The sequence below is a fragment of the Aromatoleum toluclasticum ATCC 700605 genome, from assembly GCF_000378245.1.
Taxonomy (GTDB): Bacteria; Pseudomonadota; Gammaproteobacteria; order Burkholderiales; family Rhodocyclaceae; genus Aromatoleum; species Aromatoleum toluclasticum.
On sequence record NZ_KB899495.1, the window covers coordinates 389,321 to 402,266 of the forward strand.

General features: G+C 68.1%; 11 protein-coding genes. All 11 read right to left on the minus strand.

Going from position 1 to position 12,946, the window contains the following annotated elements:
- Window positions 1-2: 2 nt before the first annotated feature.
- A complete protein-coding gene (locus tag F464_RS0111195) occupies window positions 3-404 on the minus strand; it encodes a response regulator (RefSeq protein ID WP_018989900.1) in 402 nt (133 codons plus the stop codon).
- A gap of 2 nt (window positions 405-406) precedes the next feature.
- Window positions 407-1,888 (minus strand): PAS domain S-box protein, encoded by a 1,482-nt coding sequence (locus F464_RS0111200; RefSeq protein ID WP_018989901.1) that lies wholly within the window; start codon window positions 1,886-1,888, stop codon window positions 407-409.
- A 197-nt stretch (window positions 1,889-2,085) separates the two neighbouring features.
- Window positions 2,086-3,876, minus strand: coding sequence for an acyl-CoA dehydrogenase (locus F464_RS0111205; RefSeq protein WP_018989902.1), 1,791 nt, complete (start codon window positions 3,874-3,876; stop codon window positions 2,086-2,088).
- Between the two features lie 167 nt (window positions 3,877-4,043).
- The gene (locus F464_RS0111215) at window positions 4,044-4,811 is read right to left on the minus strand and encodes a 3-hydroxyacyl-CoA dehydrogenase (RefSeq protein ID WP_018989903.1); all 768 of its coding nucleotides are present in this window, start codon (window positions 4,809-4,811) and stop codon (window positions 4,044-4,046) included.
- 117 nt (window positions 4,812-4,928) lie between these two features.
- Window positions 4,929-6,191, minus strand: coding sequence for a thiolase family protein (locus tag F464_RS0111220; RefSeq protein WP_018989904.1), 1,263 nt, complete (start codon window positions 6,189-6,191; stop codon window positions 4,929-4,931).
- Window positions 6,188-6,958, minus strand: coding sequence for a crotonase/enoyl-CoA hydratase family protein (locus F464_RS0111225; RefSeq protein WP_018989905.1), 771 nt, complete (start codon window positions 6,956-6,958; stop codon window positions 6,188-6,190). The genes F464_RS0111220 and F464_RS0111225 overlap by 4 nt, the downstream gene beginning before the upstream one ends.
- Before the next feature lie 47 nt (window positions 6,959-7,005).
- Entirely contained in the window at window positions 7,006-8,874 is a 1,869-nt protein-coding gene (locus F464_RS0111230) for a feruloyl-CoA synthase (RefSeq protein ID WP_018989906.1), read from the minus strand.
- Between the two features lie 22 nt (window positions 8,875-8,896).
- The gene (locus F464_RS0111235) at window positions 8,897-10,036 is read right to left on the minus strand and encodes an ABC transporter substrate-binding protein (protein WP_018989907.1); all 1,140 of its coding nucleotides are present in this window, start codon (window positions 10,034-10,036) and stop codon (window positions 8,897-8,899) included.
- 227 nt (window positions 10,037-10,263) lie between these two features.
- Complete coding sequence (locus F464_RS0111240; RefSeq protein WP_018989908.1) at window positions 10,264-11,307, minus strand: porin; 1,044 nt, start codon at window positions 11,305-11,307, stop codon at window positions 10,264-10,266.
- Between the two features lie 100 nt (window positions 11,308-11,407).
- Window positions 11,408-12,208, minus strand: a complete 801-nt coding sequence (locus tag F464_RS0111245; RefSeq protein ID WP_408605230.1) for an ABC transporter ATP-binding protein — start codon at window positions 12,206-12,208, stop codon at window positions 11,408-11,410.
- Between the two features lie 5 nt (window positions 12,209-12,213).
- A partial coding sequence (locus F464_RS0111250) for an ABC transporter ATP-binding protein (protein WP_018989910.1) occupies window positions 12,214-12,946 on the minus strand: 733 nt, incomplete at its 5' end.

Below are 12,946 nucleotides of genomic sequence, written 5' to 3' on the forward strand. Positions count from 1 at the left end.
CCTCACGGGTCGGCAGCCGGACCGGCCTTGCGCCGTCCGGCCTTCAGGTAGGCTTCGACCTCGCCGACGAAGGTCTCGGGAATGATGGGCTTGGAGATGTAGCCGTCGAAGCCCGCCAGCATGACCCGAGTCTGGTCGCCCGACATCGAGAACGCTGTGACCGCAATCACGGGGACGGCGTTCAGGGTGGCGTCCGCGCGGATGTGTCTAAGCATTTCGAAACCGTCCATCACCGGCATGCGCAGATCGCTGAGGATGAGCTCGGGGTGCTCCCTGCGGGCGAGTTCCAGGCCCTGCCGGCCGTCCTCGGCGATCAGCACCGAGTGGCCGTAGGCTTCGAGCAGGTAGCTCACGAGCTCGAGGTTCGCCGGATTGTCTTCGACGAGGAGAATGCGCGCCGCCATGGTCATCCCTCCGGCAACACGAGCGCGAAGGTGCTGCCGACCCCCGGAGCGCTCGCAACGGTGATCCGCCCGCCCATTTCCCCGGCGAGCTTCTGGCTCAGGTGCAGGCCGAGGCCGGTGCCCTCGGCAAACTTGCCGCTGCGCGGCGTGATGCGCGCGAACGGCGCGAACAGGCGCTGAAGATCCTCCCCGCTGATGCCCGTGCCGGTGTCGCGGACGCTGACTTCCACCAGCGCGAGCTCGCCCTCGACGCGCCGCGCGAGCCGGATGGTGACGCTGCCGCGCTCGGTGAACTTGATCGCGTTCTGCACCAGGTTGATGAGGATCTGGCTGAAGGCGCGCCGGTCGGTCGACAGCCTCAGCTCGTCGTCGACGACCTCGATGGCAAAGCCGAGCCCCTTGCCTTCCGCCGCCGGACGCAAGGTCGCGGCCACGTCCTCGATCACCGCCCGGCAATCCACGGGTTCGATCACCAGCTGGATCTTGCCGGCTTCGATTTTCGCGATGTCGAGGAGGTCGTTGATGAGTTCGAGCAGGTGCTGGCCGCTCGACTGGACGCGGCGCAGCTGCTTTTCCTGCACCTCGTTCAAGGGCCCCGGCAGCTTCATCAGCAGCGTACCGGTGAAGCCGATGATCGCATTCAGGGGCGTGCGCAGTTCGTGGCTCATGCTCGCGAGGAAGCGGTCCTTCGCAGCGTTGGCTTTCGCGAGCTCGACGTTCTTCTCATGCAGCGCCCGCTCGATGCGCTTGCGTTCGGTGATGTCGCGGATCGCACTGGTCACCAGCGTGCCCTCCCCCGTCTCCAGCGGGCTGAGGCCGATCTCGACCGGAAATTCGCTGCCGTCCTGACGCAGGCCGTACAGCTCCAGCCCCATGCCCATCGCCCGTGTGCGCAGCTGGCCGAAGTAGGCCGAACGATGCGCCACATGCCCGCCGCGCAGGCGCTCGGGCAGCAGCATTTCGACCGGCAGCCCGCGCAAGTGCCCGGCCTCGTAGCCGAACATGGCCTCGGCCTGGCTGTTCGCGAACACGATGCGCCCCGACGCATTGACCAGCACGATGCCGTCGGGCATGGACTCCAGCAGCTTGCTGTAGCGGGCGTCGACGAGTTTGGCGTCGCGCATCACCTTGAGCTGCGTGACGTCCAGCATACAGACGATCAGGTACTGCGGCCGTCCCTGTCCGTCGCGCACGGCCTTCGCACTGATCGCGACGAAAACCAGGGAACCGTCCTTGCAGCGCCGCAGCGATTCGATCGCGGCAAAGCCGCTTTCCAGCGCATCGCGACGCAGGCCGCATTCCTCCTCGGCACGGTCGGCGGGCACCATGAGGTCGAGCAGATCCCGCCCGACGACTTCGTCAGCCGGATACCCGAAGATCGATTCGGCGCTCCTGCTCCAGTGCAGGACGATCCCCTCCGGCGATTGCACCACGAATGCGTCGGGTGCCTCGTCCAGCAGGAGACCGCACACGTCCATCGCCATAGGCACTCCCCGCTTCGGGAACGCGGCCCACCCTCGGCGGAGCGGGGGCGTACCGGGGCCATACGTCCCCGTCAATGACGTATCTATAGCAAATCGGCGCGCCGTATCCAACTACATCAGCAGGATAATAACCATTGATTTGTAATGGTTTTTTGCGCCATCGCAGGGCAAATGCATGGCGCACGGGAGGAGGGAACTCAGAGCATGGCGTCGTCGAAGGCCGACAGCGGCGCACCGGCGGACTGCACCGTGCGCAGCTGCGCCGCGGCCTGGGGCGCGAAGGTGGCCATCCAGAAACACGTCAGCTCGACCAGGCTCTCGTGATAGGCGGCGTCGCCCTCACCGGCCGCCAGACGCCGCCGCGCGGCGAGCGCGAGGCGCGCCATCTGCCAGCTGCCGCAGACGGTGCCGAGCAGATGCAGGAAAGGCACGGCCGCTGCGAGCGCCTCGGCGTAGCGCTCCTTGCCGGCCGCGAGCAGCCAGTGCGTCGCCTCGCTCAGCGCCCCGACGTTCTCGGCCAGCCCGTCGACGATGGGGCCGAAGCCCGGCTCGGCACGCAGCGCGGAGATCGTCGTGCGCAGTTCGGCGATCAGCTCGCGCAGCGTCTCGCCGCCTTCACGCAGGATCTTGCGCCCGACCAGGTCGTTCGCCTGGATGCCCGTTGTGCCCTCGTAGATCGTGATGATGCGCGAGTCGCGCGCGAACTGCGCGATGCCGGTCTCCTCGACGAAGCCCATGCCGCCGAACACCTGGATCGCATCCCAGCAGGCCTGCTGCCCGGTTTCGGTGCACCAGCCCTTTGCGACCGGCATCAGCAGGTCGACGTAGCGCTGCGCCTTGGCCGCGACCTCGGCATCGGGGTGATGGTGGGCGGTGTCGAACCACGCCGCGGCGGTGTAGAGCAGCGCGCGCATCGCCATCACGCGCGCGCGCAGCGACAGCAGCATGCGCTTGACGTCGGGATGGCACAGGATGGGCTTGCCCGCTTCGCCGGTGATCGCATCGCGCCCCTGCACGCGCTCGCGCGCATAGGCGAGCGCCAGCTGGTAGGCGCGCTCGGCCAGCCCCGCGCCCTGCACGCCGACGCCGAAGCGCGCCTCGTTCATCATGATGAACATGGTCTCGAGCCCGCGGTTCGGCTCGCCGACCAGCCAGCCCACCGCCCCGCCAGCGTCGCCGTAGCTCATCGTGCAGGTCGGGCTGCCGTGGATGCCCATCTTGTGCTCGATCGAGATGCAGCGCACGTCGTTCTTCTCGCCGGGCCGGCCGTCGGCGTCGAGCAGGTATTTCGGCACGAGGAAGAGCGACAGGCCCTTCACGCCTGCGGGCGCATCGGGCAGGCGCGCGAGCACGAGATGCACGATGTTCTCGGTGAGTTCGTGCTCGCCCCAGGAGATGAAGATTTTCTGGCCGAAGACGCGGTAGCTGCCGTCGGCCGCCGGTTCGGCGCGCGCGCGCGTCGCCGCGAGATCCGAACCCGCCTGCGGCTCGGTAAGGTTCATCGTGCTGCCCCACTCGCCGCTCACGACCTTGTGCAGCCAGGTCTGCTTCAGTGGATCGCTCGCGGCGATGCGCAGCGCCTCGGCCTGGCTCACGTTCAACTGCGGCAGCATCGTGAAGGCCATGTTGGTGGAGAACCACATCTCCCACACCGGCGTCGACACCAGCTTCGGCAGGCCCTGCCCGCCGTATTCGACCGGCAGCGACAACCCGATCCAGCCGGCCTCGACGTACCGCTGCCACGCCTCCGTCCAGCCCTCCGGCGTGGTCACCCGGCCGTCCGCCTCCACCCGGCAGCCCTGCTCGTCGCCCGCGCGGTTGATCGGTGCGAGCACGCCGGCGGCGAACTTGCCCGCCTCGTCGAGGATCGCCTCGACGACGTCGGGCGTGGCCTCCTCGCAGCCCGGCAGGGCCGTGACGGTGTCGAGCCCTGCAAGCTCACGCAGGATGAAGTGCATGTCGCGCAGCGGCGCGGCGTATTCGGTCATGGTCGGTCGCCCGGGTTGGATTGGTTATAGACGAAGTGGCAGCAGTGGCGGTGGGAGCCGATTGTCCTGTGGGAGCGGCTTCAGCCGCGAATGGGCGGTATCGCACACTGCACGGCCGCTTCGCGGCTGAAGCCGCTCCCACATTGTCGCGCCCTCAACGCCCAGGCTCACCGCGGCGCGAGGCGGATCGCCCCGTCCAGCCGTATCGTCTCGCCGTTGAGCATCGCATTCTCGACGATCGAACGTGCGAGCTGCGCATACTCGGCCGGTTCGCCCAGCCGCGGCGGGAAAGGCACGGCCTCGCCCAGCGATTTCTGCACGTCCTCGGGCAGCCCTTTCATCATCGGCGTGAGGAACAGGCCCGGCGCGATCGTCACGACGCGGATGCCGAAGCGTGCGAGCTCGCGCGCGATCGGCAGCGTCATCGACACGATGCCGCCCTTCGACGCCGCGTAGCCGGCCTGCCCGATCTGGCCGTCGTAGGCCGCGACCGAGGCGGTGTTGATGATCACGCCGCGCTCGCCGCCGGAGTTCGCCGCGCCCTGAGCCATCGCGTCGGACGCGATGCGGATCATGTTGAAGGTGCCGACGAGGTTGATATTCACGATGCGGGCGAACATGTCGAGCGGATGCGGGCCATCCTTGCCCAGCACCTTCGCGGCGTTGCCGATGCCGGCACAGTTCACGAGGCCTTGCAACGCACCGAAGCGCGACCGCGCAAGCTCGACGCAAGCACGCGCGTCGGCTTCCGAAGCGACGTCCGTGCGATGGAAGGCCGCACGCGGACCGAGTTCGTCGGCGAGCTTCTCGCCCGCCGAGGTGTTCAGGTCGGCAATCACGACATTCGCGCCGGCCGAGTGGAAAGCGCGCACGGTGGCCTCGCCGAGTCCCGAGGCGCCGCCGGTAACGATGAAAGTGTTTTGTTCGAGTTGCATTCGGTCTTCCTTGAGTCGCTGTCGTAGGGCGGGAGGAGCCGCAGGCGTATCCCGCCAATTCAACTTTTAATGCCGGTACAACGGCCGTGCGGCGGGATGCGCTTCGCTCCTCCCGCCCTACGCGTTGCTGTTCTCGACGACGATCGCCACGCCCTGCCCGCCGCCGCAGCACGCGGACGACACGCCGAACTGCAGGCCGGCCTCGTGCAGCTCGCGCGCCACTGTCGTCGTCAAACGCACGCCCGACGCGCCCAGCGGATGCCCGATCGCGATCGCGCCGCCATGCACGTTGGTCTTGTCGCGGTCGAGCCCGAGCTCCTTCTCGCACGCGAGGTACTGCGCGCCGAAGGCCTCGTTGATCTCGATGCGCCCCAGGTCGCCGACCTTCAATCCCGCCCGCGCCGCGGCCACTCGGATAGCCGGCGCCGGGCCGATGCCCATGATCTCCGGCGGCACCGCGACCGAGGCGCCCGCGACGATACGCGCCAGCGGCTTCACGCCATGCGCCCGCACCCAGTCGCCGTGCGCGACGATCACCGCGGCCGCGCCGTCGACGATCGCCGAGCTGTTGCCGCCGGTCTGCACGCCGCCGAACGCGGGCTTCAGTTTCTGCAGCGTTTCGAGCGAGGTCGGACGCACGTGGCCGTCGCGGTCCACGCACTCGGCGCGATCGGCGAGCTTCAGCGCGCGCGGGTTGTAGCCCGGCAGGTCCCATTTCGCATTGACGACGGGCACCACCTCGTCCGCGAAGTACCCCGACTCCCACGCGGCGCACGCACGCGCGAAGCTCTGCGCGGCGAAGTGGTCGACCTCCTCGCGCGAGATGCCGTAGCGCTTGGCGAGGTTCTCGGCGGTGTCGCCCATGCTGTCGCCCGGCGCCGTGTCCTTGGTCGCTTCCCACAGGAAGTCGCGGAAATCGAGCTGCCCCATGCGGAAGCCGGCGCGATGCGTATAGGCGGCGATCGGGTTGCGCGACATGGACTCGGTGCCCACGCACAGCGCGACCTTCGCCTTGCCCAGCGTGATCTGGTCGGCCGCCGCGAGGATGGTCTCGAAGCCGGTGCCGCACAGCCGCTGCACCAGCAGCGCGGGCACGGCCGGATTCACGCCCGCGTACAGGCCGATGTGGCGCGGCAGGAAGTATGCGTCGAAGCTCGCCTGCGCCATGTTGCCGGCGACGATCGCATCGACCTCGCGTGCCGGGATGCCGCTGCGCTCGAACAGCGCGCGCGCCGCGAAGATGCCCAGGTCGGTCGGCGACACGTCGCGCAACGGGCCGTTGTAGTCGGCGAAAGGCGTGCGCTGCCCCGCCACCAGCCAGATGTCGTCGTAGGCGCGCGCCTGCGCGGCGGCTTCGGATGCTGCGTAAGGATTCGTCATCGCTGCGGTCCCTGTCCCTTGCGTTGCAGGAAGTGCCCGATGCGCTCGGCGACTTCCGGGCTGGTCTGTGTGAGTGCGGCGGTCAGCGATTCGACGAAGAACCCGTCGTCGCTCGCCAGGTTGTCGATGCGCTGTACGGCGCTGACCATCGCCCAATTCGCCATCGGCGCGTTCTCGGCGATGCGGCGCGCAAGCTGCTGCCCCTTCGCCAGCGCCTCGCCGGGGCCGACGAGGTAGTGCGACAGGCCGAGGCGCTGGCCTTCGTCGGATTCGAGGATGCGGCCGGTGAGCATCATTTCGCACATCCGCCCGGCGCCGATGAGTTTCGCGACGCGCACCGACGCACCGCCGCCGACGAAGATGCCGTGGCGCCCTTCGGGCAACTGGTAGATCGTGTTCGGCTCGGCCACGCGCACGTGGGTCGCCGTCGCCAGCTCCAGGCCGCCGCCGATCACCGCGCCGTGCAGCGCCGCGACGACCGGGATGCCGCCGTTCTGGATGCGGTCGAACACGCGGTGCCAGCCGCGCGAGTGCTGCATCACGCCGAAGGGGTCGCGATGCTGGTGCTCGGTGAGGTCCAGCCCGGCGCAGAAGTGCTGCCCCTCGCCGCCCAGCACGATCACCCGCGTACCTTCCGGCACAGCGGCGAAGGCGGCGTCGATGGCGCTCAGGAGGCGGTCGCTGATCGCATTGCGCTTTTCCGGGCGCGCGAGCATGACCGTGTAGATGTTGTCCTCGAACGAGGTCTTGACCAGTTGTTCGCTCATGGGGCGATCCTTTTCGTTTTTCCGACCGCCCTCGGGCGGCCTCCGGTTCATGCCGTGATGACGCTCTTGTCCGGCATCTCGGCGTACAGCGCCGCGACGAGATCCGCGCGCCGCGCCAGCACTGCGCGCTGGTTGATGTAGCCCTTGTCGGTGATCTCGCCTGCCTCCACCGACGGCGGTTCGGCCATCAGCAGCGCGCGCGTCGGCACCATCGAAGACCCGCCCCCGCCCTGCGCCAGCGCAGTCATGCCCAGGCGCACCCGCGCCAGCACCGCGGGATTCGCCAGAACCTGCTCCACCGGCGCATCGGCAGGCAGGCCGGGGCACAGCGAACGGCACTCGGTGACGTTCGGGAAGACCAGGAAGCCGATCTCGTCGCGGTCGTGACCGGTCACGACGATGTCCTGGGCGACCGGCTTCAGCGCGTCGATCCCCTTCACGCGCAGCGCGCCGACATGCACCCAGGTCCCCGTCAGCAGCTTGAAGTCCTCGCCGACGCGGCCGTCGAACAGCAGCCCCTCTTCGGGACGCGCCGGATCGACGAACTCGACGGCATCGCCGATCAGGTAGAAGCCTTCATCGTCGAAGGATTTCGCCGTCAGCTCGGGCTGCTTCCAGTAGCCGGGGAACACGTTGGGCCCGCGCACGCGCACTTCCAGCTTGTCCGCCGACGGCACCAGTTTCAGTTCGACGCCCGGCACCGGCACCCCGATCACGCCCGAACGCACGGCCTGGAAATGGCAGTCGGTCGCGAGAGGCGCGGTCTCGGTCGAACCCCACGACGACACCATCGCGACGCGCCGCCCGATGGACTCCTCAGAGAGGTTCTCCAGCTCCGCCCACAGGTGCTGCGGCAGCGCCGCGCCGGCGTAGAAGATCAGCCGCAGGCGTCCGAAGAAGGCCTCGCGCAGCTGCGCGTCACGGCGCAGTTCGGGCACCAGCATGTCGTAGGCGCGCGGCACGCTGAAGTAGATCGTCGGCGACACCTCCCTGATGTTGCGCAGCGTCTTCCCGAGCAGCGCCGGTACCGGCTTGCCGTCGTCGATGTAGAGGCTGCCGCCGCAGCGCAGCACCATGTTCAGGTTGTGATTGCTGCCGAAGGTGTGGCTCCACGGCAGCCAATCCAGCAGCACCGGCGGCTCGTCCTTGAGGAAGGGCCACACCAGCTCCTTCGCCAGCTGGCTCGCGCACAGCATGCGCTGGGTGTTGATGACCGCCTTGGGCGTGCCGACCGAACCGGACGTGAACAGGAACTTGGCGGTCGTGTCCGGCGTAATGCGATCGAAGGCGCGCATCACCGCCGCCTCGTCGCCGCTTCCCTTGCCACCACTCGCCTCGATGTCAGCGAAGGCCACGCATCCCGCCACCTCCCCGCTGCGCCGGCCCGCGAGCACGACACCGTCGTGCAGCGGGCGGATCGCCTCGATCGCCGCGGCAAAGCGCGCCACGTCGTCGGCATAGACCACGCCCGGCCGCATCAGCTCGATGTTGCCCTTCAGCTTGGCGTGGTCCTTCGACATCAGCGAGTTGCCGGTCGAGATCGCGCACGAAGGCACACCGACGTGCATCGCCGCATACATCAGCAGCGCATGCTCGATCGAGTTGTCGGACAGGATCACGACCGGCCGCTCGGCGGACAGGTTCTGCCCCAACAGCCAGGTCGCGATCGCCACCACGCGGCGGCGCGCCTCGCCGTAGGTGAGCTTGTCCCACTCTCCCGCCGCGTTGCGCTCGGCGAGGAACACGCGCTCCGGCGCCTCCCGCGCCCAGTGCTCCAGCCACTCGCCGACGCAGCGCGCATAGGTCTGCGGCAGCGGGATGCCCGAGCGCAGCACACGGCTGCCGTCGGGGCGTTGTTCGACATTGACGACCGGGCGCGCGAACATCGCGTCGATCTCGTTGCGTGCAGTGCTCATGAATCGTCCCCGCGTGCGCTGCTTACTTGATCAGCTTGTAGTTGCCGCTGTCGATCTTCACCAGCACGTGCGAGCGCTCGTCCAGGCCGAAATGGTCGTTCGCCGTCATGTTGTAGACACCGTGGCTGGCGATGACCTCCTTGTTCCCCTCCAGCGCATCGCGCAGCGCGGCGCGGAATTCCGGGGTACCCGGCTTGGCGCTCTTCATCGCGACCGGCACCGCCTGCTCGATCAGGCGCCAGGCATCGAAGGCATGACCGGCGAAGGACGAGAACGAGCCCGCACCATATTTCTCCTCGTACTTCGCGACGAGGCCCTTGCCCATTGCCTTCGACGGATGGGAATCGGGAATCTGGTCCGCAACCACGACCGGCCCGACCGGGATGATCACACCGTCGGCCGCCTTGCCCGCGACCTTGAGGAAGGCCTGGTTCGCGACCGCGTGGGTCTGATAGACCTGCCCCTTGTAGCCGCGTTCGACCAGCGTGGTCTGCGGCAGCGCGGCGGGACTGCCGGAGCCGGCGACGAGGACAGCATCCGGCCGCGCGGACACCAGCTTCAGGATCTGACCGCTCACCGAGGTATCCGCACGCGCAAAACGCTCGGTCGCGACCAGCTTGATCCCGGCCTCTGCGGCCTTGGCGCTCACCGAAGCCAGCCAGTCCTCGCCGTACGCATCCGAGAAACCGATGAAGCCCAGCGTCTTCACGCCGGTCTGCTTCATGTGCCCGACGACCGCCGCGGCCATCACGCTGTTCTGCTGCGGGGTACGGAACACCCACTTGTTGCGCTCGGCCGGCAGCGACACCGGGCTGATCGTGACCTGCGGCGTCGCGCTCTCGGTGGCCACCTCGGCGATCGCGGCGGTCGCCGGCGTCGTCGAGGAGCCCACCAGCACATCCACCTTGTCCTCGCTGACCAGCTTGCGCGCGTTCTTCGTCGCCACGGTCGGATCGGTCGCATCGTCGAGCACGATGAAATTGACCTTCTCGCCGCCGATCTGCGTCGGCAGCAGTGCGAACACGTTCTTCTCGGGGATGCCCAGCGAGGCGCCCGGTCCCGTCGCCGACAGCGAGATGCCGATCGTGATGTCGGCCATGGCCGGCGAGACGTACGAGGCGGCGGCCAGCGAGCACAGCACTGCGAGTTTCTTGACCTGCATGTTCACTCACTCCTTTGGTGTCTTTGCGCCCGACCGTGTCGGGTCGATTGGGTGGCGGCTGGGGCCGCTCTGGCGCCGAACCTCGAAACGGGTCGGCATGGTGTGAAAGTTAGCAGCACTAATCTCACTTGTCAAACACTTGTTAGACTAGTTTGTCAGCTTTCCCGCGCCCCCCTGCGCGGTGTTCCGGCACACGGACATCCGCGGCCGGAAACCCAGCACAATCCTCAGAAACTGTGCCGCATGCCGACGCCGAACAGCGTCGTCGCACCGCCGCGCTCGGCCAGGCCGTTGTACACACTGCGCGCCACCGCGTCGTCGTTGTCGGCACGGATCACGCGCCCGTACAGCGCCGTGCGCTTGGAAAGATCATGGCTGTAGCCGAGGGCCCACGAACGGGAATCCGACTGGCTCGCATCCGACCTGTAGGCAGCGTAGGCGACCTGCACGTTGCCCGCTGCCCCCACGGGAATGCGCGCGCCGAGATTCCACAACCGTGCCTCCGCTGCCACGTCGCCGTCCAGTGACTGATAGCTGCCGATCACTTTCACGAGCTTGAAGTCGTAGGAGGCCCCGATCATGTGCTCGCGCTGGCGCCGGTCCACGATGGGCGCGGCGGCGGTGCTGGTGTCGAGGCGATGGAACACGTAGCCGACCGACAACGGGCCGTTCGCGTAGTTGATGCTGGCGCCGGCGAACTCGCCCGCATTGCGGTTCACCGTGCTCTCCTGCCCGAGGCCATACATCGCGCTGACCGTCAGCCCGCCCCAGTTCGGCGAGTTCCAGTTGATCGAGTTGTTCATCCGCCCCGGCCCGGTCGATACGATGCTCATGCTCCCCTGCGCCGCGAGCGCGGTCACGGGCGAGAACGGCCCGCCCATCAGCGCGTCGTAGCGCAACAGCGACGTCCAGTACCCCGGCGAATGCTGGCGCCCGGCCGTAACCGTCCCGAACGCGCCCTGCAGGCCGACGAGGGACTGCCGGCTGAACAGCACGCCCGGCGGCACCGTACCGCCGGTATCGACGGCGAGACCGCTTTCCAGCCGGAACAGCGCCTTCAGGCCATTGCCCAGATCCTCGGTGCCGTAAAAACCGATGCGGCTCGGCTCGAGGCCGCCGCTGTCGAGCACCGTGAGGCTCTTGTGCTCCCCGCGCGCACGCCCGACGAACATGTCCATCGCGCCGTAGACCGTGACGTTCGACTGCGCCAGCGCCGGTCCGGCGAATGCTCCCAGCGCGGCAAACCCTGCAGCGATCCGAATCCCTTTCATGCCTCCTCCTTTTCTCGTATTTGTGTTTTCGTGAGCGGACGACGGGCACAGCACCACCCGCCCGCGTCGTCCGGCGCAGGCGGTCGTAAGCAAAAAGGGATCAGGCCGCGAGCCGGTCCTGGTGCTTCCCGCCCAGTCCCAGATAGGCCTCGATCACGCGCGGATCGTCGGCGAGCTGCTTGGCCGGCCCTTCCATCGAGATCTCGCCCGTCTCCAGCACATACGCGTAGTCGGCGACCTGCAGCGCCGCGCGAGCGTTCTGCTCGACGAGCAGGATGGACACGCCGCGCCGGCGCAGCTCGCCGATGATGCGGAAGATCTCGCGCACGATCAGCGGCGCGAGCCCCAGGCTCGGTTCATCGAGCATCAGCAGCTTCGGCTTGGCCATCAGCGCGCGGCCCACCGCGAGCATCTGGCGTTCGCCGCCCGAGAGCGTGCCCGCGAGCTGCGCCTTGCGCTCCTCGAGGCGCGGGAAGAGGTGGAACACCTCCTGCATCGTCTCGGCGTGGTCGCGTTTGCCGGAGCGGTAGCGCTGGAAGGCGCCCAGCAGCAGGTTGTCCTCGACGCTCATCTCGGCGAAGAGTTCGCGCTTCTCGGGCACGAGGTTCATGCCGCGCGCGACCATGCGTTCGACGCGCGGCACGTACTCGACTTCGCCATCGAACGTCACCTGCCCGCGCGAATCGAGCAGGCCCATGATGGCGGAAAGCATCGTCGTCTTGCCCGCGCCGTTGGGGCCGATCACGGTCACGATCTGCCCTTCGCCGACGCGCAGGTTGGCGTTCGACAGGGCTTCCACCTTGCCGTAGGCCACACACAGGTCGCGCACCTCGAGCACCGTGCGCGGGGTGGCGGGGGCGCTGTCGAGGGTCTGTCCGATCATGTCGATCTCCACGCTCATGCCGTTCATTCCACACCTCCGAGATAGGCTTCGAGCACCGCCGGGTTCTGCTGCACTTCCTCGGGCAGGCCTTCGGCGATCTTCTGGCCGAACTCCATCACGACCACGCGATCGACGAGCCCCATGACGAAGTCCATGTCGTGCTCGACCAGCAGGATGCCCATGCCTTCGCCCCTGAGCTTCTTGAGGAGTTCGGCGAGCGCCTGCTTCTCCTTGAAGCGCAGGCCTGCGGCCGGCTCATCGAGCAGCAGCAGGCAGGGGTCGGCGGCGAGCGCGCGGGCGATCTCGAGGATGCGCTGCTGGCCCAGCGCGAGGCTGCCGGCGGCATCGAACATGTGCTCGGCGAGGCCCACGCGCTCGATCTGGCGCGCCGCTTCGTTCAGGAGGCGCGCTTCTTCCGCGCGGTCCATGCGCCACGCGGCCGGGAACACGCCCTTGCCCCCGCGCATGTGGGCGCCGATCGCGACGTTCTCGAGCACACTCATGGTCGGCAGGAGCTTCACGTGCTGGAAGGTGCGGCTCATGCCCATGCGGGCGATCTCGCGCGAGCCGCGCCCGGCGACCGGCTTGCCGAGGAACAGCACGTCGCCCGAGGTCGGGGTGTCGACGCCCGAGATCTGGTTGAACATGGTGCTTTTCCCCGCGCCGTTGGGGCCGATCAGCGCGAGGATCTCGCCGGCCTTCACGGTGAGGCTCATGGCGTTGTTGGCCACCAGCCCGCCGAACTTCCTCGTGACG

What these genes read in the sequence shown, in the direction of transcription:
- F464_RS0111230 (WP_018989906.1), bottom strand. Translation starts at nt 8,874, where the DNA reads ATGAGCACTGCACGCAACGAGATCGACGCGATGTTCGCGCGCCCGGTC.
- F464_RS0111235 (WP_018989907.1), bottom strand. Translation starts at nt 10,036, where the DNA reads ATGCAGGTCAAGAAACTCGCAGTGCTGTGCTCGCTGGCCGCCGCCTCG.
- F464_RS0111205 (WP_018989902.1), bottom strand. Translation starts at nt 3,876, where the DNA reads ATGACCGAATACGCCGCGCCGCTGCGCGACATGCACTTCATCCTGCGT.
- F464_RS0111215 (WP_018989903.1), bottom strand. Translation starts at nt 4,811, where the DNA reads ATGCAACTCGAACAAAACACTTTCATCGTTACCGGCGGCGCCTCGGGA.
- F464_RS0111220 (WP_018989904.1), bottom strand. Translation starts at nt 6,191, where the DNA reads ATGACGAATCCTTACGCAGCATCCGAAGCCGCCGCGCAGGCGCGCGCC.
- F464_RS0111200 (WP_018989901.1), bottom strand. Translation starts at nt 1,888, where the DNA reads ATGGCGATGGACGTGTGCGGTCTCCTGCTGGACGAGGCACCCGACGCA.
- F464_RS0111240 (WP_018989908.1), bottom strand. Translation starts at nt 11,307, where the DNA reads ATGAAAGGGATTCGGATCGCTGCAGGGTTTGCCGCGCTGGGAGCATTC.
- F464_RS0111195 (WP_018989900.1), bottom strand. Translation starts at nt 404, where the DNA reads ATGGCGGCGCGCATTCTCCTCGTCGAAGACAATCCGGCGAACCTCGAG.
- F464_RS0111245 (WP_408605230.1), bottom strand. Translation starts at nt 12,208, where the DNA reads ATGAGCGTGGAGATCGACATGATCGGACAGACCCTCGACAGCGCCCCC.
- F464_RS0111225 (WP_018989905.1), bottom strand. Translation starts at nt 6,958, where the DNA reads ATGAGCGAACAACTGGTCAAGACCTCGTTCGAGGACAACATCTACACG.